The organism is Halomonas sp. ISL-56, from assembly GCF_018612805.1.
Taxonomy (GTDB): Bacteria; Pseudomonadota; Gammaproteobacteria; order Pseudomonadales; family Halomonadaceae; genus Vreelandella.
This window is the reverse complement of sequence record NZ_JAGGRO010000015.1, coordinates 16874-39945: the sequence shown is the minus strand read 5'-3', so window position 1 is coordinate 39945 and position 23072 is coordinate 16874. Positions and strand designations below refer to the sequence as shown.

Sequence of the window (23072 nt, the reverse complement as noted above, 5' to 3'; positions counted from 1 at the left end):
TTCTACTTTCGCCTAAAGCAGCATGCCGTGGATGAGCCGATGAATAATGAGTGTCCCCCTCCTCAACAAGCCAACACCAATGAGTATACTATTGCGATTCAGCCAATAGTTGATGCTCAGCTACGCCATGTCGCCGATGAACTTCTTTATCGTGCTAATGGAACAAACCAGACTGCCAATGTTATTGATAATGTCCAAGCCACCGCTAGAGCATGTGCAATTGCTGTTTATGAAATTGGCCTGGATAAACTTTGCGGTTCACGTCAGCTATTTATTAATGCTTCCGCGGAATGGCTCACTAATCCAGACCTGACTGGGCTGCCTAGCCAACAAATAGTCATTGAGGTTCTTGAGGATACCCCGCCCACGAAAGAAGTGATTGATGCCTTGCACTACATTAAAAGCCAAGGCTATACATTAGCGCTAGATGATTTCGTTTTAGATGAACATAACCATGCTTTCCTGCCCTTCTGTGACATCGTCAAGTTTGATATTTCCAATAGCATACCTAAAAAACTTATAAAAAAGCTTCATAAAGAAGGGGTTACGCTTCTGGCAGAACGAGTGGAAACGCAAGAAGAGTTTAACCAGTGTAAAGCGCTTGGTTTTACTCTTTTCCAGGGCTATTTTTATGAACGCCCCAAAACTCAACCAACGCAAACGGCTCGTCTCTCAACGTCACGCGCCAACCAAATGCAGTTACTCTCCGCACTGTATAGCGACAACGTACGCCTCTCTGAAATCAGTACGTTAGTGGCTAGGGATCCTTACTTGCTAAGCGCAATATTCAAGCGCGCAAATTCCGCGGAGAAGGGTTCACGTCGCCCCACGACTAAGCTGATTGATTGTTTACATATTATAGGGCTTAGGGAGCTACGCACTCTGGTCACCATTGTGATGCTCGCCAACAATAGCCCTGTTAGCAAACTAAACCTTATCAAAGGCTTAACTCGTGCATTTGCCTGTGAAATGATGGCCGACCAACGCCGACTTGATGAGCAAGAAAGCTTTATTGCCGGTTTATTCTCGCTAATGCCTACCATTCTCGGTATTAGTGCAGAGCTAATGAAGAATGAAATCAGGCTTGGGCGACTTATTGAAGATGCCATCAATCAACGCGCTGGTTCATTAGGTAAGTTGCTCAATGATGTGGAGGCAGCTGAAAGTCAATTTTCTCCCGTTGATTTCCCATCCGACATCATGCTGCAAGCGGCCTCTAAAGCACGCTCACTTGTGTATACCGATGTAAAATGATTTGTTTTACAACCCACTCTGAGCAGTAGAATTCAAACGTTTGATCTGCTGTAAATCAAACTTCAACAGCAGGCGTTCATCTTCGCGTAGGCGTCTCAGATCAACCCAGCCATCCACAGCTTGACCACGGGTTTTGTTATACCGCTGCTGATCCAATAGGCGCTGCTGCAGACGCTCAAAAGCCGCCACCAGCAGCTCTGATTCAGCCGAGGTTAGTACATCTGCCCTATGACTGAGCGCGATCAATCGTTCGCGAGTCGCTATGTTGGCTAGCCCATAGCGCAGACAAAGCAAGCGCGTAGCGCTGATTAATGGCAGTAAGCCTTGATGCTTAAGGTTAATGGCGTGATCGTGGGGGGCCTCCAGGCCTGGGCTTGAGGCAAGGCGTCCAAACCGATCCAGCGCCACCGGCAGTTCATCTAACAGCGCCGCCATTTCATTCATAAACAGTGACGCTTTGGGAAGTGTGGCAGCAATGCTATAACCCAATCGCTCGGCAAACACTGAATTGCCCGCTACTGGGGCAAAATCGAGCAAGATATTGGTCTGCTGCACGCGCTTTACCTGCCGGTCGGCGCTCCATATCTCAAGCTGTGCTTGCCATTCGCTAAGCCGTTTGCGCCACATCGGCCAGCGCGCCATGACATGGCCATGGCAGAGTGGGATCCCTGCTTCATCCAGGCGTTGAGTAAACCGTTCGCCTAGCGCTTGAAAATAGCCGTCGATCTCCACATGGCGGTGATCCGGGTAGTCGTCAATAATCAGCGCATTATCCTGGTCGGGGCCTAGCAGGCTCTCAAAGCGCGCCGCGGAACCTAGCAGCAGTACGCAGTAGTTGACTGGCGGTACGCCCCACCCTTGCGCCTGCATTTCGTCCAGGGATAGTCCAATAGCTTGCCGATAGAGATGGGCATTGTGGTCACTGATAATTTGGCTTATCCGCCAAGCGGGCAGGTCATAATGCACCAGTGTTTCCACTAGCGGCAGTTGCCACGCGTAGAATTCAGCTAAAGAGGTGTAAGGCGAGGAGTGATTTGCGAAGAGCTTAGCGAAGAGATGATCTAACGGCGCGTTGAGCGCCGAGGTATTAAGCGTTCCATTCTCATGGAATAGAGAGCGCCAGGGTGAGGCTTGGTGTACTAAACGCATACGCCTCTCCTTCGACTGAATGATTTGACGGCATTACTGCTCGCTATCGCCTGCCCGGCGTGGGTCTGGCGTGAACATCGCATCACCCACTTCATCAATATAGCGCTGCGCTTTGGTGACCATCATGGTATCGCAGGCATCTCGCCCTGGTAGCATATCGGAACGCTCAAAGCGGTGTTCAAGGGTTTCACCGCTGGCATCCGCCTTACGAATCCAGCCGCTGACGCGGTACTGACCGCTCTTATCATCTGGCTGAGAGACAATCTCGTAGCCCTTGTATTCCACTGGTTCAGCTGCTTTGGTGGTAGCGCCTGGCTCAGCCTGACGATCACTACCAAAGAGACCGGAAAGTATTTTTTTTAGCATGATGACTCCTTTTTATACACAGCGGCTCCTTTTCTTGTAGAGCGGCAGTAACAGCCTGCCGCCCTAGCAAGGTTTGCGGTGCTCTTTTAATTAGCTCTGTTTACGCCCTTTACCCGCGGCAATGCGCAACCGCAGCGCGTTCAGCTTAATAAAGCCTTCCGCATCTTTCTGGTCGTAAGCGCCTGCATCATCTTCGAAGGTAGCGATGGATTCATCAAATAGCGAATCATCAGATTTACGCCCCACCACGATAGCGTTGCCTTTATAGAGCTTCATACGCACGACACCCGATACATTCTTCTGGGTCTCGTCAATCGCAGCCTGCAGCATGCGACGCTCTGGGCTCCACCAATATCCGTTGTAGATCACTTCCGCGTATTTTGGCATTAGTTGATCTTTCAGGTGGGCTTCTTCGCGGTCTAGGGTTAGCGACTCAATGGCACGGTGGGCGCGCAACATAATGGTGCCCCCTGGCGTTTCATAACAGCCACGGGATTTCATGCCTACATAGCGGTTTTCAACAATATCCAACCGGCCAATGCCGTTGTCACCACCTAGTTTGTTGAGTTTTTCGAGCACTTCATGCGCTTTCAACGGCTCACCGTCGATGGCCACGATATCGCCCTTTTCGTACGTCAGTTCAACGTAAGTGGGGGTATCGGGGGCGGCTTCAGGAGAAACGCTCCAGCGCCACATATCGTCTTCGGCTTCGGCCCAGGGATCTTCCAAAATGCCGCCCTCGTAGGAGATGTGCAGCAGGTTGGCATCCATTGAGTAAGGCGATTTTTTCTTTTTATTGGCAAAGTCGACCGGGATCTTATGCTCTTCGCAGTAAGCCATTAGCTTTTCACGAGAAGTTAAGTCCCACTCGCGCCAAGGAGCGATCACTTTTACACCGGGCTTCAGGGCATAGCCACCAAGTTCAAAGCGTACCTGATCGTTGCCTTTACCCGTAGCACCGTGGGAAATAGCGTCGGCACCGGTTTCATTGGCAATTTCGATCAAGCGCTTGGCAATTAGCGGGCGAGCGATAGAAGTGCCCAGCAAATATTCGCCTTCATAGATAGTGTTGGCGCGGAACATCGGGTAGACGTAGTCGCGCACAAACTCTTCGCGCAGGTCTTCGATGTAAATCTCTTTTACGCCAAGCGCTTGTGCTTTAGTTCGCGCCGGTTCGACTTCTTCGCCCTGACCGATGTCGGCAGTAAAAGTCACTACCTCGCAGTTGTAGGTCTCTTGCAACCACTTAACGATTACGGATGTGTCCAGGCCGCCTGAATAAGCCAGCACAACCTTTTTGACATCGGACATTCTTTGCTCCTCGTTGACCATAAGAAATTCATGAGTAAAAACCACATCTGCCATTAGCGCTCGGCTAATGCGATCGCTCTCGGGGCTAGACCTTTGAGATAGACCTTTGAGATAGCCCTTTGAAACAGACCTTGAGTATAGCGTTCTCAATGCCCAGCGAATACCGTCAACGACGCCTGGGGGCTAAAGCTGCTAGAATCACACCACTCAAAGCGGTGGTTTGCCGCTGATGTTGACTGATTACTCGCTTTAACTATTACTCGCTTGAAGAAAGGAGAGCTGCATGAGCGAGGCAATTGCCCGCGAATTAATGGCCCAACGTTTTCGCAGTTACCTGCCCGTGGTCGTTGATTTAGAAACCGGGGGATTTAATGCCCAAGGCGACGCTGTACTTGAGATTGCCGCCGTCACGCTGACCATGGATCCGGAGGGCAACCTGCTTCCTGATGCTACCTATGCTTACCACATTCAGCCCTTTGAAGGGGCGAACGTTGAGCAGTCCGCGCTCGATTTTACCGGCATTAACCTGGACGACCCCCTGCGCCGTCAGGTAGCGCTGAGTGAATCGGAAGCCTTGGGGGAAATTTTCCGCCCGATCCGAAAATCGATTAAGGCCCACGACTGCACCCGAGCTATTTTAGTCGGCCATAATGCGGCGTTCGACCAGGGATTTTTGAACGCAGCGGTCAATCGCTGCGGTATTAAGCGCAATCCTTTTCATCCGTTCTCAAGCTTTGATACCGCCACACTTGCAGGTCTGATCTATGGCCAAACAGTGCTTGCCCGGGCCTGTCGTGCCGCGGGCATTGAGTTTGACAACAAGGCCGCCCACTCCGCTCGCTATGACACCGAGCGCACCGCCGAGTTATTTTGCGCCATGGTCAATCGCTATAAAGATCTGGGTGGCTGGCAGCTCGCCCAGCGTGAACAGGAGATGGACGGCGGGGATTAACAGACCGCCGCAGCTAATGCAGTCAACAAGGCTTTACGCTAAACTTTGCAACATTGCAGTAGCGCCATTTTGTATCCCCACTGCCGCCTGTAACCAGCGCATACCAAGCAGTGGGAGATTGTTGCCGATTTACTCAACCGTTTTCAGGAGATGAGACGTTTCCATGGCCCAGCATAATGCCTTTTACGCCCAATCCGGTGGCGTCACCGCCGTGATCAACGCCAGCGCCTGTGGCGTTATCGAAGCCTGCCGTCAAGCACCCGATCAGATTGGCAAGGTTTACGCCGGTCATAACGGCATTATCGGTGCCCTAACAGAAGACCTGATCGACGTTACCCAGGAGAGCGATGAAGCGATTGCGGCGCTACGCCATACGCCGGGCGGCGCTTTCGGTTCCTGCCGCTATAAGCTGAAAGACATTGATACCCACCGCGCCCAGTACGAGCGCTTGATCGAGGTATTCAAGGCCCACGATATTCGCTACTTCTTTTACAACGGTGGCGGTGACAGCGCCGACACCTGCTTAAAGGTCTCGCAACTTTCAGAGAAGCTGGGTTATCCGCTGACCGCTATCCACGTGCCTAAAACCGTGGACAACGACCTGCCGATTACCGATAACAGCCCAGGCTTTGGCAGTGTGGCCAAGTATATTGCCACCTCGACCCTGGAAGCTTCGCTGGATATCGCCTCCATGTGCGCCACCTCCACCAAGGTATTTGTGCTTGAAGTCATGGGCCGCCACGCGGGCTGGATCGCCGCCGCCGGTGGTTTAGCTGGCGAAGCCGAAGGCGAGCCACCGCATATGATTATCTTCCCGGAAATCCCCTTCAATCGTAAAGCGGCCATGGCGCGGGTTGAAGAGAGTGTTAAGCAGTATGGCTACTGCGTTATCGTGGTTTCTGAAGGCGCGCGCTACGAAGATGGCACCTTCCTAGCCGACGCGGGCAATACCGATGCGTTTGGCCACCGTCAGCTTGGCGGCGTAGCCCCAACACTTGCCGGTATGATCAAGCAGGATTTAGGCTACAAGTATCACTGGGCGGTGGCTGATTACCTTCAGCGGGCAGCACGTCACCTGGCGTCTAAAACCGACGTTGAACAAGCCTATGCGGTGGGCCGCGAAGCGGTCACCTTGGCGCTGGCAGGTAAAAACGCCATGATGCCCGCCATTCGCCGTATTTCTCAGTCGCCCTATCAGTGGGATGTCATCTCCGCCCCGCTCGCCCAGGTGGCCAATCAAGAGAAATTCATGCCCCGAGACTTTATCAGCGAAAACGGCTTTGCCATTACCCAAACCTGCCGGGACTATCTCTCACCGCTGATCCAGGGCGAGGATTTCCCACCGTTTGAGAACGGCCTGCCTAAAGTGGCTAAGCTGAAACTGGCCAAAGCCGAGCGCAAGCTGCCTATTTTCACGCTGTAAGCAGCTAACGCAGAGCAACTAAGATAGCGGCAATAAAAACGGGCGATGAAGTGATTCATCGCCCGTTTTATATGTAGTGCGCTGGTTAGGTTTAGCGCAGCAACCAGGAAAGCACTAGCAGCAATAACAGTATTCCCGCCACCCCCTGCCAAAAACGCCGCGGCTCCTGACTACTCTCTTCCCGATTAGGTAGTCGCCCAAGCGGCACCCTCAACGCATGCAAAAACTCGGACATGCGTCTAAACCGCAGCGCCCTTTGAGGATCCAAGGCGCGACGAAGCGCATCGTCTAATTCTGGAGAGATTTCCGGGTTAGTGGTACGCGCCCCGCAGTAAGTCAACTCTTCAAGGTCGGTATGACTACGCAATCTATTCGGTGTCAACGTATAGGGCAAAGCGCCGGTTAACAGCCAATACGTTGTCGAGGCTAGCGAGAACTGATCGCTGCGCCGGCCAATACTGTCGCCCAAAGCATATTCAGGGGCGGTGTGCTCGTTAAAGCCAATTTGGCGGAGCAATTCACCGGAGTGGCGATGCCCTTCTCCATCGCGCATATGGCAAGCACTAAAATCGGTGAGCACTAGCTTGCCGTGGGGGTCAATCAAGATGTTATCGGGATTGATCTGCTGATGAATAATGTCCCGATGATGCAGCGCCTGCACCGCTTTCCCTAGCTGATTGGCAATATCCAAGCGCTGGGTCAGGCTCGCTTGAGGATGGCGCTCCGCCCATTGCCGCAGCGTTTCGCCTTCAATATGTTGCATCAAATAATACAGGTAGCGGCGTGGCCGGGATGGCTCCATCACTTTAACCACAAACGGCGAGTTAACACGCTCCACTACCCACTGTTGAAGCAGGAAATGCTCAAGATATGCATTGCGTAGCGAAAGTTCAGGGCTGGGCGCTTTCATGACCATTTCCCGCTCGCTATGCACATCGCGAACACGATAAACCCGCGACTGGGCCGTTCTCGATAGCACGGCGAGAATCTCCAAGCCGTCTAAACGCTCACCCGGCGTCAGCTCAGGCGGAATAGGCAGATCGCCGTATAGCTGCCCCGGGTGCTCGGTGATCTCTTCGGGTAATTCGTCGATACGTACCAGTTGGAAACAGAACTGATCACCACCATAGCCGCGCTCCTGGGCGCGCTGCTTGGCTTCATCAGCTAACCGCTCGCAGGCGGCATCCAGGTCACTGGCGTCCTGACGAATCAAGCGCACATAGTCCGATGGCAGCAGTGTGCCGCGCACACCCTGGGTGGTAAACAGAAAAAGATCGCCTTGCTTAAGTGCAATATGGGTATAGTCGATATCGACACTGCCATCCATGCCAAGCGCCCGTGAGGGGTAGCGATAGCCGCCTAAATCAGTCACATGGTCACGGCTTAATTGTTCAAACTCCGCACCGCGCAAACGAAACACCAACGTATCGCCCATATGAAACAGGTGGGCTTCGCGACCACGAAACACCATCGCCGACATGGATGAAACAAAACTGCCCTCTTTGACATGCTGGCTTTGACTGTAGCACCAGCTGTTGAGCGCGCGCAGTACGCGAGTGGCCGAGGTTTTAACATCCCAGTGGTCGGGGGTGGAAAAATAGTCGGCCAGGAAGCCCCGTACGCTAATATCCCCCGCCTGTTTGGCCATGGTATTGCGCGAAATGGAGTCGCTAATCACCGCACAGCCGCCTTTGGCGCGCAGCAGTGGCGCTTCAGGAAAGCGAACCGACATTGAACTGCGGTGCAGGCGCCTATCGGGCGCGACAAACGCTTGACCAAAACTGATGAGCAACTGGGCGTGCGACAAGTCATCCTCCTAGGCTGCCGACTCGATCGAGGGACATCACTGTCAACCAATACTTTCAACCAATACTGTCAATAAACGCTGCCTATGATACACGCAGCAGAGCAGAAACGATGCCCACCAAACGTCTCTATCGTTTTCATCCGATTTAAGGGCTCAGGGGTGATCGCTTACGGCCAACCTATGTCGCATTGGTAATCGGGCAGCCATGTTCGTATAATTCTTCGCCATAAACGACTTTGAAACGATTGCCTAACCACTGCACGACTTTAGCCACAGCACGACTTTAGTCACTGAACTACCAAGGAATCAACGATGAACTTCGATAATATCCCCGCTGGAAAGGATCTCCCCAACGACGTTTACGTGGTGATCGAAATTCCAGCAAACCACGATCCCATTAAGTATGAAATTGACAAGGACATGGGCGCACTTCTCGTTGACCGCTTTATGGCCACTCCCATGTTCTACCCCGCTAACTACGGCTTTATCCCACATACGCTGGCCGACGATGGCGATGCCCTGGATGCCTTGGTGGTTACCCCGCACCCGGTTCAGCCTGGCAGCATTGTTCGCGCACGCCCGGTGGGCATTCTGAACATGACCGACGAAGCGGGTGAAGATGCCAAGTTGATCTGCGTGCCCCACGCCAAGCTGAGCTCGCTCTACGACGATGTCCATGAAGTGACTGATCTACCTGAACTACTGCGCCAGCAAATTGCCCACTTTTTCGAGAACTACAAAGATCTCGAAAAAGGCAAATGGGTAAAAGTAGAGTCATGGGAAGGCGCTGACGCTGCCCGCAAGGCGATTGAGAAGTCTGTTGCCGCCTATCAGAAGGCGTAATAGTGACGTTGCAGCGTTTATTATGATGCGCCGTTAGTAGCAATAAGGCCGCCTTCGGGCGGCCTTATTGCGTTAGAAGAATTAACTGTCCGCGTCACGTCACCGCAGCGTATACGCCAAGGGTTAAGGGTTGCGGTATGCTGTTTGCCTTTCATTGCGCTGCCATTGATTAAGGACGCACCGTGTTATCTGTTAAACGCCTGAGCCTATTGTCGTTATTGGTTTTTTTTCTCGGCTTGTTGCCGCTAAGTGCGCACGCTCAATGGTTTTCATCGTCGAGCAATCAAGACGAATTTTTGCCGGTGATGGAAGCCTTTCAGCCTACCGCTTGGCATGATGGAGATACGCTCTATATCGGCATCGATATCGCTGATGAGTACTATCTGTATCGCCACCAGCTTGCACTTGTCAGCCAAACTGAGGGCGTTAGCCTCGGCGACCCCGTCATCCCCCAGGGCCTCTTTACCAACGATGAGTTCATGGGAGATGTGTATGTATTTCGCGATTCGTTAGTATTTGAAGCCCCCCTGGATGCTACCTACTCAGGCCCCTTAAACGTAGAGCTTACGTTTCAAGGCTGTGCAGATGCGGGCTTATGCTACCCACCAGAGCGCACGCAACTGCAAGCCAGTGAAACTGAGCCGCCCATTCAATTTGCAAACTGGCAAGCAGGTGATAGCGCCGCTAATCAAACCACTCCCTCGCAGAGTGATTTCTCTGGGCCGCAAAGCGAAGACAGCCGCTTTAGTGCTTTGATCAGCAATGCTAGCTTGCCGCTAGCGCTGGGACTGTTTTTTATTGCCGGCCTAGGGCTTACCTTTACCCCCTGCGTACTGCCGATGATTCCGATTTTGTCATCGATCGTGGTGGGCCAAAACCCTACCCGCCCCCGCGCGTTTGCACTCTCCCTAAGCTATGTGCTCGGCATGGCACTGACCTACGCGCTAGTCGGGGTGTTAATGGGATTATTTGGTGCCGGGCTTAATCTTCAGGCGCGTCTACAGTCAGCCCCGGTATTAATCACCTTTGCCGTGCTGTTCACGCTCTTTGCACTGGCCATGTTCGGGGCTTTTAACCTTAACCTGTCGCCCCGTTTAGCAAACCGTATCGACGCTTGGCAGGCCCGCGCGCAACGCAGTGGTCCAGCAGGGCTAGCCTTAGCAGGCGCCCTCTCGGTGCTGGTGGTGTCACCCTGCGTAACAGCGCCCTTAGCAGGTGCGCTGGTGTTTATCTCGTCGACTGGCGATGCGGCGATGGGCGGCGCGGTGCTGTTTGCGTTGGGAATGGGGATGGGCGTACCGCTGCTTCTGGTCGGCACCTTTGGCACCACGCTGCTGCCCCGCTCGGGCGCCTGGATGAATGGGGTGAAGATCGCCTTTGGTCTTTTGCTGCTAGGCGTCGCGATTTGGATGATTGAGCGTTTAGTGGCTGCACCCATTGCGCTGTTGCTATGGGCAGCACTGGCGATTGGTACAGCGCTGGCCTTGGGGGCGTTAAATTTCAATCAGCCACAGGGGTGGCCCCGGGCACGCCAAACGTTGGGGCTGATGCTGTTGGCCTGGGGGATAGCGCTGGTAATTGGCGCCGCTCAAGGTGGCAGCAACCCCCTACGCCCTCTTGCAGCAACGTCCAGCCTTTCCGGCAAGCCGCAAGCAGCAACACTCGACTTTACTGAGGTAACCAGCTTAACCGAGCTTGAAGCGGCTATTGCTCAAGCTGATGGCGCTCACCAGCCGGTGTTTGTTCACTTTACTGCCGACTGGTGCATTTCCTGCAAATTGCTAGAACGGGATGTTTATCCCGACCCACAGGTGTCCGCCGCGCTAAGCAATTACACCTTGATCGCCGCCGATGTCACCCACTCTGACGCCCAGAGCCGTGAGTTACTCGAGCAATTCGATCTCTTCGGCCCTCCCAGCCTGCTGTTTTTTAGCCAGGGTGAAGAGATCCGCCCTGCACGCATCCAAGGTGAAGTGGCTGCCGACCAACTGCACGAGCATCTCGAAACAGTCAGCCAATGGCTAGTGAACCGCTGATATCAACACCTGTCATAGCAGCACGTGAGGCGCTAAAACGGCTTTTTGCAGCGAACTTCTTCAAACAGTTGTTTAATTTTTAACGACAAGCAGGTATGGACGTTGACTTAGGCTGTTGCTGGACATCCTGGCACTTTTTCGGCAAACTCCGCTCCCATATTAGCTAAAAACTTGCTTTTTTAACGGTGAGAACGGGGTAACGTTCGCTAACATGCAGCGTTCTCTTCATTTTTACTTTTGGTTTACTGCGCTTACACAAGTGCCGCACAGCACCCTCGCCCACTGGCCGGGGTAGCTTGTGACTATTTCTCATAATCTTCTGTTATGACATTGATGGGGCTATGCCATGGATATCCGCAAAGTTAAGAAACTGATTGAGCTGCTCGAAGAATCCAATATTAGCGAGATTGAAATTCAGGAAGGCGAAGAATCAGTACGTATCAGCCGCCACCCTAATGGTGCCTCGTGGCAGCCTCAGCCCATGCCGCAATATGCCCAACATCCTGGCTACCCACCAGCTCCCGCGGCGGGTGCTCCGGCGGCATCGCCTGCTGCCGAAGCAGAGCCTCAGGGCGCTAGCTACCGTGGTGAAGCTGTCAATTCGCCCATGGTTGGCACCTTCTACCGTAGCCCGGCACCGGGCGCCAAATCGTTTGTAGAAGTTGGCGATAGCGTCAAGCAGGGCGATACCATATGCATCATTGAAGCCATGAAAATGATGAACCAGATTGAAGCTGACCGCGACGGTGTGGTGGAAGCCATCCTGGTGGAAGATGGCGAGCCAGTGGAATTCGATCAACCCATGATCGTTATCGCTTAATCTTTCATTTTCAACACGGGTGGACTCTCCCATGCTGGACAAGGTACTTATCGCCAACCGCGGCGAGATTGCCCTTCGTATCCTACGAGCCTGTAAAGAACTGGGCATCAAAACCGTAGCGGTACACTCCAAAGCTGATCGTGAACTTATGCACGTTCGCCTGGCGGATGAAGCCGTGTGTATTGGCCCGGCTTCGTCAGCGCAGTCTTATTTAAATATTCCGGCCCTGATCAGCGCGGCTGAAGTTACTGACTCGACCGCTATTCACCCTGGTTATGGCTTTTTGTCTGAAAACGCCAATTTTGCCGAACAGGTTGAGCGCTCGGGTTTTACCTTTATTGGCCCTCGCGCCGAGACGATTCGCCTAATGGGCGACAAAGTCAGCGCCATCCAGTCGATGAAAGAAGCTGGCGTTCCCACGGTTCCCGGCTCAGACGGCCCCCTAGGTGACGATGACGCGACTAATCTAGCCACCGCACGCCGTATTGGTTACCCGGTCATCATTAAAGCTGCCTCCGGTGGCGGTGGTCGCGGCATGCGCGTGGTGCACACTGAAGGTCATTTGTTGTCGGCGATTACCGTTACCCGCACTGAAGCCCACGCTGCCTTCGGTGATGGCACGGTTTACATGGAAAAATTCCTTGAGAAGCCGCGCCACGTCGAGGTTCAGGTGCTAGCTGACGGCCAGGGTAACGCGATTCATCTTTATGACCGCGACTGCTCACTGCAACGGCGTCACCAGAAAGTGCTCGAAGAAGCCCCGGCGCCAGGTCTTGATCCAGACGCCCGCGCCCAGGTGCTTGAAGCGTGCCGTCAAGCATGTATCAAAATCAACTACCGTGGCGCAGGCACCTTTGAGTTCCTCTACGAAGACGGTGAATACTTCTTCATCGAGATGAACACCCGCGTTCAGGTTGAACACCCGGTCACCGAAATGGTTACTGGCGTGGATATTGTTAAAGAGCAGCTACGTATTGCCTCGGGTCTGCCGCTGTCAATTCGACAGGAAGATGTAAAGCTCAATGGCCACGCTTTTGAGTGCCGGATTAACGCCGAAGACTCGCGCACCTTTATGCCTTCGCCCGGCAAGGTAACGCTGTTCCACGCCCCCGGTGGCCTGGGCGTGCGCATGGATTCTCACCTCTATACCGGCTACACCGTGCCGCCGCATTATGACTCACTGATCGGCAAGCTGATCACCTGGGGCGCTGACCGTGAAATAGCCCTGACGCGAATGCGCAATGCCCTCGACGAGCTTTTGGTGGAAGGTATTAAAACCAATATCGACCTGCAAAAAGATCTGGTGCGCGACAGCTACTTCCGTCAAGGTGGGGTCAACATTCACTACCTGGAAAAGAAACTCAGCAGCTAATACAGCAGCCAAGCGCTTTCCAGCGCACTGTGTGATGCCCAGCGGGGTGGCCATGTCCACCCCGTCCTTGTTTTTACTCAAGGTATTTTGACTGAATGTGCCTTCAGTGAATGTGCTTTTATCAATGTGTCTTTAATTCGCCTTGCGGAGAACCTCCATGCCCTGGCTGCAACTCAAAGCCCACGTCGCACCTGAACAGGCAGAGCTCCTTGAAGAGCTATTGCTTGATGAGGGCGCGACGGCCATTGGACTTCAGGATGCTCACGACGACCCGGTATTTGAGCCTGAGCGCGGAACCACACCGTTGTGGGAAGATACCGTACTGACCGGTCTGTACGATGATCTTGAGGGCGTCGAGAGCATGCTGGAGCGCATTGAGGCCGCATGGTCTGAACAGATGCCTGGCGAGCCCTGCCCAACCATCGAATATGAGCTGCTAGCTGATCGGGATTGGGAGCGTGAGTGGATGGATGACTTCACGCCGCTACGCATGGGGCAACGCCTATGGATTGTACCCAGCTGGCACGAACCACCCGAGGCCGACGCCGTTAATTTGATACTCGACCCTGGCCTTGCTTTTGGCACCGGCACGCACCCGACCACGGCGCTGTGCTTGGAGTGGTTAGATGAGCTGGCGGTGGCAGGCCACTTAGCCCAACAAACCGTCTTGGATGTGGGCTGCGGGTCAGGCATTCTCGCCATTGCCGCACTTAAGCTGGGGGCTCGTCACGCCGATGCCACCGATATTGATCCCCAGGCACTGCAAGCCAGCCGCGACAATGCTGAGCGTAACGCTATTGCTGAGTCGGATTTCTCTCTCTACTACCCTGAACAGTTAAGCGATTGTGGCGACTACCCTATCGTGACTGCCAATATCTTAGCGGGCCCGTTGGTTGAACTAGCGCCCATGATTGCTGGGCATGTGGCGCCCGGCGGGCGCATTGCACTATCGGGGATTTTGGCCAATCAGGCTGATGATGTGTACGACGCCTATGCAGTGCAAGGCATCGTTATGGATGAGCCAGTAATACGTGAAGGATGGGTGCGACTTAGCGGCATGCGTCCACGTTAAAGCGGCAAATGGCCTTCACCCCATCACCGAGTAGGCGTATCATACGCACCCTTGAAACGCCTACTCGCCGCCAGACCCGTATTTACAGACCAGCACTCACAGCTCACAACCGACAAAGCCCGACGCCATGACCTCAATCGATACATTACCCACCATTGGGGCCTTTGCATTACCAAACCGGGTAATGCTTGCGCCAATGGCCGGCGTCACAGACCGGCCTTTTCGCCAGCTATGTCGACGACTAGGGGCTGGCTGGGTAGTGGGTGAAATGGTCACTGCAGACCCTAGCTTATGGCATACTCGTAAATCTCAGCTGCGCATGGATCACCGCGGCGAGCCCGACCCGCGAGTGGTGCAAATCGCCGGTGGCGACGCTCAAATGCTCGCTCAGGCGGCACGCTTGAATGCCGAGCTGGGCGCGCAGATTATTGATATCAATATGGGCTGCCCGGCCAAAAAAGTGTGTAACAAAGCAGCCGGTTCGGCGCTGCTTCGCGATGAGGCCTTGGTGGCAGAGATTCTTGAGGCGGTGGTGGCTGCAGTTGATATACCCGTAACGCTGAAAATCCGCACTGGCTGGTGCGCCGAATCAAATAATGCCCTGCGTATTGCCCGTCTCGCCGAATCAGCGGGTATTCAATCGCTCGCTGTACATGGCCGACATCGTCAACAGCGCTATACTGGACAGGCAGAGTACGACACGATTGCTGAGATCAAGTCTCGCCTATCGATTCCAGTGATTGCCAACGGCGACATAACAAGTCCCGAAAAAGCCGCCGAGGTACTCGCGTATACTGGCGCTGATGCGGTAATGGTCGGCCGAGGTGCTCAGGGTAACCCGTGGATCTTTCAACAGATTAACCACTTCCTCCAACATGGAGAGCGGATGGCACTGCCAAGTCTTACGGAGCGCCACCAAGTGCTTCACGGGCACCTAGAAGCGTTGCATGAGTTTTATGGCACCAACATGGGTGTGCGTATCGCGCGCAAACATGTCGGCTGGTATCTCAGTGATGACCAACGCTTTACGCCGCACCAGCAGCGCGTGCTTAAGCAGCAGTTCAATGCGTTAGCATCACCTGAAACGCAATTTGATTGGATCAACGACGCGATGGCCCCCGGCGCCGCCACGCGTTTGCTAGCCAAAGGAAGCTATGCTGCATGACCGAACGCGATCTTCTCTCTAGCGACAGCTACTCCAGCGACGCCTATTCCAGCGATGCTTTTTACTCGAGCAACGCTCATTTAGCGGGCACGCTCGCGGATCCTGAGGCTAACGCACCGCCACAGCCACTTCGCGAGGCCGTTGAGACGGCCATGCGCCGCTACTTTGAGCATTTGGACGGCAGTCAGGCTAGCGATCTTTACGCCATGGTGATGGCTGAAGTAGAGGCGCCTTTACTTGCCTGCGTCCTAGAGCACACCGATGGCAACCAGACCCGGGCTGCCGATGTGCTGGGGCTAAACCGAGGCACTCTGCGCAAAAAACTCAAGCTATACGGACTTATCGAAGGTGACGCCCCATAACCCCAGGGGCGCTGTTGTTTTTAACTGTTTTTTAATTCTCGACTCTGCACACGAGCACTCTAATGGCTGATAATCCTCCCCAGACTGACCGTAACGCTACTCCCGTTCGCCGCGCCCTGCTGAGCGTTTCTGATAAAACCGGTATCGTGGAATTCGCCCGCGGCCTGACTGAGCACGGAGTTGAACTGCTCTCCACGGGTGGTACCTTCCGCCTGCTACAAGAAAATGCGATTGCCGTGAAAGAAGTGTCTGAGCACACCGGCTTCCCCGAGATTATGGATGGCCGGGTTAAAACGCTGCACCCGAAAATTCACGGTGGCATTTTGGCCCGCCGCGGTCAGGATGATGCGGTCATGGCCGAGAACGATATCACGCCGATCGATATGGTAGTGGTCAATCTCTACCCCTTTGCCGCCACCGTTGCCAAGCCTGACTGCACGCTTGAAGATGCCATCGAGAATATCGATATCGGCGGCCCAACCATGGTTCGCGCCTGCGCCAAAAACCACGCTTACACCACCATTGTGGTCAATAGCAGTGATTATGCCCGCGTGCTAGGCGAGTTGGCCGCCCAAGATGGCCACGTCAGTCGCGCCACGCGTTTCGATTTAGCAGTGAAAGCTTTTGAGCATACTGCTGGCTACGATGGCGCCATTGCTGACTACCTAGGCCGCAAAGTAACCACTGCCGATGAGTCTTTCCCACGCACCTTTAACCTGCAGCTAGCCAAAAAGCAGGATATGCGTTACGGCGAAAACCCCCATCAGCAAGCGGCCTTCTACGTAGACCCTCAGGCAAGCGAACCCAGCGTTGCCACTGCGAAAATGCTCCAGGGCAAACCGCTTTCTTATAACAATGTGGCCGATACCGACGCCGCCTTTGAGTGCGTCAAGGCCTTTAACGAGACGGCCTGCGTTATCGTAAAGCACGCCAACCCCTGCGGGGTCGCCATTGGCGCCACCCCCCTAGCAGCTTACGACAAAGCGTTTGCCACCGACCCCACCAGCGCGTTTGGCGGTATTATCGCTTTCAATACGCCGCTGGATGCCGAAACAGCCCAGGCGATTATTGACCGTCAGTTTGTCGAGGTAATTATTGCCCCCGGCGTCAGCGACGAAGCTGCTGCCATTGTGGCAAATAAGCAAAACGTACGCTTGTTGGACGTCAGCGCACACTGGCCCGGTGAGCAGCAGCCAGCGCTTGATTTTAAGCGCGTTAACGGCGGCTTGCTGGTACAACAGCGCGATGACGGCATGGTCACCCGCGACGACTTGACCGTGGTCAGCCAGCGCGCGCCCAGCGAGCAAGAATTGCGTGATCTAGCTTTTGCCTGGCGCGTGGCTAAATTTGTTAAATCTAACGCTATTGTCTACGCCAAAGAGGGCCAAACCGTAGGCGTCGGCGCTGGCCAAATGAGCCGTGTATACTCGGCAAAAATCGCTGGCATTAAAGCGGCTGACGAAGGACTTTCGGTGCCCGGCTCAGTGATGGCGTCTGATGCCTTCTTCCCGTTCCGCGATGGCATCGATGCAGCCGCGGCGGCAGGTATTACCGCGGTTATTCAGCCTGGTGGCTCCATGCGTGATCAGGAAGTGATCGACGCCGCTAATGAAGCAGGCATAGCCATGGTATTTACCGGTATGCGCCATTTCCGCCACTAAAACGCTTTTTTTAATACCCACAAAAACGCCAAAGCCCCACCGGCACTTTGCCGGTGGGGCTTTTTACGTTCTTTTTTTCACTGCTATGAATAAGCAATGCTATGTTCAATAAGCAATGCTATGGGACTTAACCAAGATCAATACATAGATACTTGGTTTCCAAATACTCTTCCAAGCCCTGATGACCACCCTCGCGGCCTAGACCCGACGCTTTTACACCCCCAAAAGGCGCGGCAGCGTTGGAAATGGCGCCAGTATTAATGCCCACCATACCGTAATCTAGCGCCTCGGCTACACGCCATACGCGGGCAAGATCACGGGAGTAGAAATAGGAGGCCAAGCCATACTGGGTGTCATTGGCCATCTCAATCGCAGTCTCTTCATCGTCAAACGGAAATACAGCGGCCAGTGGCCCGAAGGTCTCTTCGTGGGCCACTTTCATCTTGTCAGTCGCAAAACTGATCAACGTCGGCGTGAAGAAATTGCCGCCTAGCGGATGCGGATGACCGCCCAGCAGTAGCTCAGCGCCATTATCAATAGCGTCATGTACATGCTCGCTGACTTTTTTAACCGCGTTTTCATCAATTAATGGGCCAATATTAATGTTGGGTTTGGTGCCATCCCCCACATGCAGTTCGCTGTTCATAGCGACTGCAAGCTTTTCACAAAAGGCGTTAATCACACTCGACTGAACGAGGAAGCGGTTAGTACAGACACAGGTTTGCCCTGCATTGCGGAATTTAGCGGCCATGGCGCCTTCCACGGCGGCGTCTAAATCGGCATCCTCAAACACAATAAAGGGCGCATTGCCGCCTAGCTCTAGCGAGATTTTCTGGATATGTTCCGCCGCTTGGGCCATCAGCTTGCGACCTACTTCGGTCGAACCGGTAAAGGTGATCTTGCGCACCTTAGGCGACTGAGTCATCGCCTGGGCAATATCGCTAGCGCTTCCGGGTACTACGTTAAAGACACCGCGCGGGATGCCTGCCCGTTCAGCCAACAGCGCTAAAGCCGTCGCAGAGAAAGGAGTCTGACTAGCGGGCTTAACCACTATTGTGCAGCCAGCGGCCAATGCTGCCCCGGCTTTGCGGGTAATCATCGCAGCGGGAAAATTCCACGGCGTTATCGCGCCAACTACCCCCACCGGCTGTTTGGTAACAACAATACGTTGATTGGCTTTAGCGGCAGGAATCGTTTCGCCGTAGACGCGTCGCGCTTCCTCGGCAAACCAGCGTAAAAAGCTGGCCGCGTAAGCGATTTCACCCGCGGCTTCCTTAAGTGGCTTGCCCTGCTCATAGGTCATCAGCATGGCCAGATCCTGCTGGTGCTCCAGCATCAGGTCGTGCCACTTTAACAGCAAATCAGCGCGTTCTTGGGCAGTCAGCGCTCGCCAGGCCGGTAGCGCAGCATCTGCGGCATCAATGGCCCGCTCGGTCTCAGCTTTACCTAGGCGAGGAATCTCGCCAATCGATTCACCGGTGGCCGGGTTTAATACCGTAATTTGCTCGCCGCTATCTGCCGCAACCCAACTACCGTCAATATAGGCAAAGGGGCAATACAGCTGTGTTTCTTTAAGCGCTTCCATGACAGGCTCCTGACCAAAAATGATGGCCTCGTAGGCTCATTAACATCTTCATGCTAAGACGAAACACCCCTTTAAACCAAATTTGCGGCGTGCTTTACCGACCAATGACCATCGATAAATTTAGCTAATGAGCATTAAAAACTCTTGCCGAGTCGCTTGATTCTTGCGGAATCCACCTAGCATTACCGACGAGGTCATGCTGGAATTTTGCTTCTCCACGCCTCGCATCATCATACAGAGGTGTCGCGCTTCAATGACCACAGCAACGCCCTTTGCCTGGGTAACGTCCTGCACTGCCTCGGCAATCTGGCGAGTTAGGTTCTCTTGAATCTGCATACGACGGGCAAACATGTCGACAATTCGCGCAAACTTAGACAGCCCTAACACTTTGCCATTAGGCAGATAGGCGATATGGCATTTGCCGATAAACGGCAAAAGATGATGCTCACACATTGAGTAGAGCTCAATGTCTTTCACCAGCACCATCTCATCCGTTTGCGATTCAAACACCGCACCATTAATAATTTCCTCCAATGACTGAGTGTAGCCCGCATTGAGAAACTGCATGGCCTTGGCCGCACGCTTCGGCGTATCTCTTAGCCCTTCGCGTTCAGGGTCTTCGCCAAGTGCTGAGATTATCTGGCGGTAGTGCTCGGCGATATCATCGGACATGTTTAGCCTCATCAAAATCTGTTTCAAAAACCATTCTAAAAATCATTTCAAAAACTTTCTCAAAAACTTTCTCAAAAACCATCTCAAAATCTATCTCAACAACTATCTTGAAAACCATGCACAATCGCGTCCAAACGGTCATCAAGGTCTATTCCCTTGGGCGCATGAAAAGCAAGATGGTTGTAGAAGCGATGCTAGACAACAGCCTCCCTCTACACACATTGTACAAAAGGTATACTTTTACTGAAGTCCACACAACGAGTATTAAGCAAAACGTGTATTTTACCGCATCTGGGCTGCCTATGGCTCGTTTACCTGCGGCAGAGCGCCGCGTCGTTAACTTTGTAACCGAGGGGCCTGTGATATGATTAATCGGTTTTATTTTACTGCCTGTATCGCAGACGCCAACATTGAGAGCTCGCCATGTCATTTAAACCAACACCTTTTTGGTTAACAGCCCTTGCGGCCCCCTTTTTTATTACGCCGCTATTGGCTGTAGCCTCCGAAGCCACACTATCGCTGCCCAATGAAGCAACCGTCGGCGTCGAGGTTGTTGAAGAGCTTGTGTTTGAGTCAAACCAAGCGCGCCTCAACGATATTTTGTTACACCCCACTCAAGCAGCCAGCGCCTCGCACTCTTTACCTGAATACTGCGTTATCGTAGGCAGTGCGCAATTGGTCGACGAGCGCATTCGCGTGACCACCCAAGAAGCGACCTGTATTGAAACCCACGACGCTAACAGCGATATTTTCACAGGCGAATTTAGTGCCAGCGCTTATGGCGAAGATGGCCAATACGGTATCGCTTGCGAAGGCAGCCCATGCACGCTTGCTCCTGGCCAGACGTTCCTGCTTACGCTGGATCAACCCGTTGAAATTGAAGAACTGGACAACCCCTCTGAAGAGCTTAATCAGCAGCGCCAGCAAGCCAATGGGGAAGGCGTCGCCAACCCCATACCGCGTGAAGCCGCTGACCCTGAAGTTGAGTAGTGCATTGATTGTATTCTGTTGCTATACCATGAGCGGCTATGCCAACCAGCGCGGGTTCTCTAGCTGAAGGCATTGCTGCTCTAATTGGCGGATATGCTGATCCCAATAGCCGCTATCCGCCAGCCAGGGAAACGCCCGAGGAAAAGCCGGGTCATCCCAACGTGACACCAGCCACGCCGAATGCCTTATCAGCCGATAACTTCTTAGCGGCTCAATAAGCGCCATTTGCTCATTAGGAAATGAACGCGTCTCTTCATACCCTTCGATAATTTCACTTAACTGGGATCGCCATCCCTGCGGGTCATCGGTGGGTAGTAGCATCCAGATATCTTGCATGGCAGGGGCCATGGTGCAGTCGTCAAAATCGACCAGGGTGAACTGCTCGTCACGCCCCAGCACATTACCCAAATGACAATCGCCGTGGCAGCGAATAAGGCTACCGGTGGGCACGTTATGTTTTATAAGCTGCTGATGCACCTTTTCAATCACCCGGTCATAGGCCCGCCGCTGATGGCTATTCATCCAATGACTGGCCAGCACCCGCTGCTGAGCATCGAGAATACCGCTGGCCATCTCTAATCGCGGGCGGTGCTGAAAGGTTTTTTTAGCCGATACGTCGTGCAACCGCCCCAGCAACTCCCCCATCGCAAACAGATGCGAAGGTTTATCCAACTCCGGTGCCTGGCCGGAGCAGTGAGGAAACAGCGTAAATCGAAAATCCTTGAAAAAGTGCAACGACGCCCCCGCCTCGTTTCGCCAAGGCGCGACTACTGGCACCTGCTGATCTACCAGTTCCTGCAGAAAATCGTGCTCTTCCTGAATCACACTATCCGACCAGCGGTCAGGGCGATAAAACTTAACGATCCAGCTTTTGCCGTCATCATCACGAAACATCAGCACGCGGTTTTCATAGCTATTTAACGCAAAAGGCTCGCCTGCAGGCCAAATATCCAGCGACTCTACGGCAGACATCACTAAATCAGGCGAAAGAGAGCTAAACGGGTGTGACATCGGTCACTCCTGGGTTGGCAAAAAGGCGTTTGAATCAGCGAAAGCGCTATTCTATCAATCCTTGCCTAACGGTGTACGCGCGGCCGCCCAAATATCAACACGCTTGGCGCCTGCATCCAGCGCTGCACGCGCCAATGCATGGCCTGTGGAGCCAGTGGTCACCACATCATCAATTATTAACAAATGCGCCGGAGGCGGTGCTTCAAATACAAAAGCGCCCGTCAGGTTGGCAGCCCGTTGGCGGCGGTTCAAGGTACGCTGAGATGGAGCGTTTTTTATCCGTCTGGCAGACACCATTGGAGTTCCGAGCTGCCGGTTAAGCCGTTCGGCTAACCAGTGCGACTGATTAAACCCCCGGATACGAGCGTGCATAGGCGTCATGGGCACCGGTAAAAAAGCATCGCCGAGTTTATCCGGCGGGGTCAGCAGCATCAATTCAGCCAGTAGCATGCCTGCCCGTGGCGAAGCATGAAATTTGAAATCATGCATCAGCTGTTTAATCGCCCCTTGATACAGCAGCCCCGCCTGGGTGGTCGAAAATGCCGGCGGGTCAATTAAGCAGTATCCACACAAGCTCTCGCCATGGGAAACAGGGTCACCACATTGGCGACAGGCATGTAAGTTCCATGGCAGCTCGTCCAAACAGGTCGCGCACCACCCTCGCCCCGCTAATGCCGGTGCCAGGCAAAATGCGCAATAGCCAGGCATGGCCTGCTTGATCCAGTGTCCTCCGCGCTGTAGCCACTGCTTCAACGCCATGCTATCTCCTTAAGATTATATACATAAAGATCAAATCATTGATTGACTTCCAGCACAAAGTTGATAATATACTCCTCGTCTTAGCGGATGTGGTGGAATTGGTAGACACGCTAGATTTAGGTTCTAGTGCCGTAAGGTGTGGGAGTTCGAGTCTCCCCATCCGCACCAATTACTTGTTATTTTTCAAGCCTTTAGCTTTACCCCTCTCTTTTCTCAAATGGTTTTCATACAGCTTAAATTTAGCGCTTTATGAATAACTTTTTTGACCAACATTTTTCGCATGACTCATAATCTTCCTTCGAAAACTTGAATGGCTTAACGCCATGCATTTGCATGTCTGGCATTTACCTACAATTATTTCTAGCAGCAGCCAATTTGACTGACTTGCTCGTGCTTTTCCGCTAATCTCTACATTAAATAATGCTACAAAATTTCTCTCAATGGCTATCACCCAACGCTATA

General features: G+C 53.4%; 20 protein-coding genes and 1 tRNA gene. 13 read left to right on the top strand and 8 right to left on the bottom strand.

Annotated features, from left to right (window positions below; translation table 11 throughout):
- Nucleotides 1-27 precede the first annotated feature (27 nt).
- A complete protein-coding gene (locus J7J49_RS12575) occupies nt 28-1254 on the top strand; it encodes an EAL and HDOD domain-containing protein (protein WP_240488148.1) in 1227 nt (408 codons plus the stop codon).
- A 6-nt stretch (nt 1255-1260) separates the two neighbouring features.
- Here J7J49_RS12575 and J7J49_RS12570 read toward each other — a convergent pair whose 3' ends face one another.
- The 3 genes from J7J49_RS12570 to J7J49_RS12560 form a co-directional block, all read right to left on the bottom strand.
- Entirely contained in the window at nt 1261-2403 is a 1143-nt protein-coding gene (locus J7J49_RS12570) for a DUF294 nucleotidyltransferase-like domain-containing protein (RefSeq protein ID WP_215093030.1), read from the bottom strand.
- A 33-nt stretch (nt 2404-2436) separates the two neighbouring features.
- Nucleotides 2437-2769: an HlyU family transcriptional regulator gene (locus J7J49_RS12565; protein WP_064232993.1), complete on the bottom strand. Its 333-nt coding sequence runs from the start codon at nt 2767-2769 to the stop codon at nt 2437-2439.
- Between the two features lie 90 nt (nt 2770-2859).
- Complete coding sequence (locus tag J7J49_RS12560; RefSeq protein ID WP_064232994.1) at nt 2860-4080, bottom strand: argininosuccinate synthase; 1221 nt, start codon at nt 4078-4080, stop codon at nt 2860-2862.
- Between the two features lie 283 nt (nt 4081-4363).
- On the opposite strand from J7J49_RS12560, the gene rnt reads away from it, so the two are divergent.
- Together rnt and J7J49_RS12550 are read left to right on the top strand one after the other, a co-directional pair.
- Nucleotides 4364-5032, top strand: a complete 669-nt coding sequence (gene rnt, locus J7J49_RS12555) for a ribonuclease T (protein ID WP_064232995.1) — start codon at nt 4364-4366, stop codon at nt 5030-5032.
- Nucleotides 5033-5195: 163 nt separating this feature from the next.
- On the top strand, nt 5196-6455 hold the full coding sequence (locus tag J7J49_RS12550) for a 6-phosphofructokinase (RefSeq protein ID WP_215093028.1): 1260 nt from the start codon (nt 5196-5198) through the stop codon (nt 6453-6455).
- 91 nt (nt 6456-6546) lie between these two features.
- On the opposite strand, the gene J7J49_RS12545 is transcribed toward J7J49_RS12550, so the two are convergent.
- Complete coding sequence (locus tag J7J49_RS12545; protein ID WP_215093026.1) at nt 6547-8262, bottom strand: bifunctional protein-serine/threonine kinase/phosphatase; 1716 nt, start codon at nt 8260-8262, stop codon at nt 6547-6549.
- A 312-nt stretch (nt 8263-8574) separates the two neighbouring features.
- Between J7J49_RS12545 and ppa the strand changes: the two genes are divergently transcribed.
- The 8 genes from ppa (at nt 8575) to purH (ending at nt 17593) form a co-directional block, all read left to right on the top strand.
- A complete protein-coding gene (ppa, locus tag J7J49_RS12540) occupies nt 8575-9105 on the top strand; it encodes an inorganic diphosphatase (protein ID WP_064232998.1) in 531 nt (176 codons plus the stop codon).
- 182 nt (nt 9106-9287) lie between these two features.
- The gene (gene dsbD, locus J7J49_RS12535) at nt 9288-11141 is read left to right on the top strand and encodes a protein-disulfide reductase DsbD (RefSeq protein ID WP_215093024.1); all 1854 of its coding nucleotides are present in this window, start codon (nt 9288-9290) and stop codon (nt 11139-11141) included.
- A gap of 346 nt (nt 11142-11487) precedes the next feature.
- A complete protein-coding gene (gene accB / locus J7J49_RS12530) occupies nt 11488-11961 on the top strand; it encodes an acetyl-CoA carboxylase biotin carboxyl carrier protein (RefSeq protein ID WP_064233000.1) in 474 nt (157 codons plus the stop codon).
- A 31-nt stretch (nt 11962-11992) separates the two neighbouring features.
- Entirely contained in the window at nt 11993-13333 is a 1341-nt protein-coding gene (gene accC, locus J7J49_RS12525; protein ID WP_064233001.1) for an acetyl-CoA carboxylase biotin carboxylase subunit, read from the top strand.
- 157 nt (nt 13334-13490) lie between these two features.
- Nucleotides 13491-14405 carry a 50S ribosomal protein L11 methyltransferase gene (prmA, locus tag J7J49_RS12520; RefSeq protein WP_064233002.1) on the top strand — a complete coding sequence of 305 codons (915 nt, stop codon included), beginning with the start codon at nt 13491-13493 and terminating at the stop codon, nt 14403-14405.
- A gap of 127 nt (nt 14406-14532) precedes the next feature.
- Nucleotides 14533-15570: a tRNA dihydrouridine synthase DusB gene (gene dusB / locus J7J49_RS12515; RefSeq protein ID WP_215093022.1), complete on the top strand. Its 1038-nt coding sequence runs from the start codon at nt 14533-14535 to the stop codon at nt 15568-15570.
- Nucleotides 15567-15932, top strand: coding sequence for a DNA-binding transcriptional regulator Fis (fis, locus tag J7J49_RS12510; RefSeq protein WP_064233004.1), 366 nt, complete (start codon nt 15567-15569; stop codon nt 15930-15932). Before dusB ends, fis begins: the two co-directional genes overlap by 4 nt.
- 62 nt (nt 15933-15994) lie before the next feature.
- Nucleotides 15995-17593 carry a bifunctional phosphoribosylaminoimidazolecarboxamide formyltransferase/IMP cyclohydrolase gene (purH, locus tag J7J49_RS12505; RefSeq protein ID WP_215093020.1) on the top strand — a complete coding sequence of 533 codons (1599 nt, stop codon included), beginning with the start codon at nt 15995-15997 and terminating at the stop codon, nt 17591-17593.
- 127 nt (nt 17594-17720) lie between these two features.
- Here the strand turns inward: purH and J7J49_RS12500 are convergent, their stop codons facing one another.
- Both J7J49_RS12500 and folE read right to left on the bottom strand, forming a co-directional pair.
- Nucleotides 17721-19178: an NAD-dependent succinate-semialdehyde dehydrogenase gene (locus tag J7J49_RS12500; RefSeq protein ID WP_064233006.1), complete on the bottom strand. Its 1458-nt coding sequence runs from the start codon at nt 19176-19178 to the stop codon at nt 17721-17723.
- A 120-nt stretch (nt 19179-19298) separates the two neighbouring features.
- Nucleotides 19299-19850 carry a GTP cyclohydrolase I FolE gene (folE, locus tag J7J49_RS12495; protein WP_215093018.1) on the bottom strand — a complete coding sequence of 184 codons (552 nt, stop codon included), beginning with the start codon at nt 19848-19850 and terminating at the stop codon, nt 19299-19301.
- A gap of 423 nt (nt 19851-20273) precedes the next feature.
- Here folE and J7J49_RS12490 point away from each other — a divergent pair, with 423 nt between their 5' ends.
- Entirely contained in the window at nt 20274-20840 is a 567-nt protein-coding gene (locus J7J49_RS12490; RefSeq protein WP_215093017.1) for a TraB/TrbI/VirB10 family type IV secretion system protein, read from the top strand.
- A 36-nt stretch (nt 20841-20876) separates the two neighbouring features.
- On the opposite strand, the gene J7J49_RS12485 is transcribed toward J7J49_RS12490, so the two are convergent.
- The gene (locus J7J49_RS12485; RefSeq protein ID WP_215093015.1) at nt 20877-21851 is read right to left on the bottom strand and encodes a serine/threonine protein kinase; all 975 of its coding nucleotides are present in this window, start codon (nt 21849-21851) and stop codon (nt 20877-20879) included.
- A 54-nt stretch (nt 21852-21905) separates the two neighbouring features.
- Nucleotides 21906-22610 carry a ComFC family protein gene (locus J7J49_RS12480; RefSeq protein ID WP_251048290.1) on the bottom strand — a complete coding sequence of 235 codons (705 nt, stop codon included), beginning with the start codon at nt 22608-22610 and terminating at the stop codon, nt 21906-21908.
- A gap of 83 nt (nt 22611-22693) precedes the next feature.
- On the opposite strand from J7J49_RS12480, the gene J7J49_RS12475 reads away from it, so the two are divergent.
- Nucleotides 22694-22778, top strand: a tRNA-Leu gene (locus tag J7J49_RS12475).
- Nucleotides 22779-23072 lie beyond the last annotated feature (294 nt).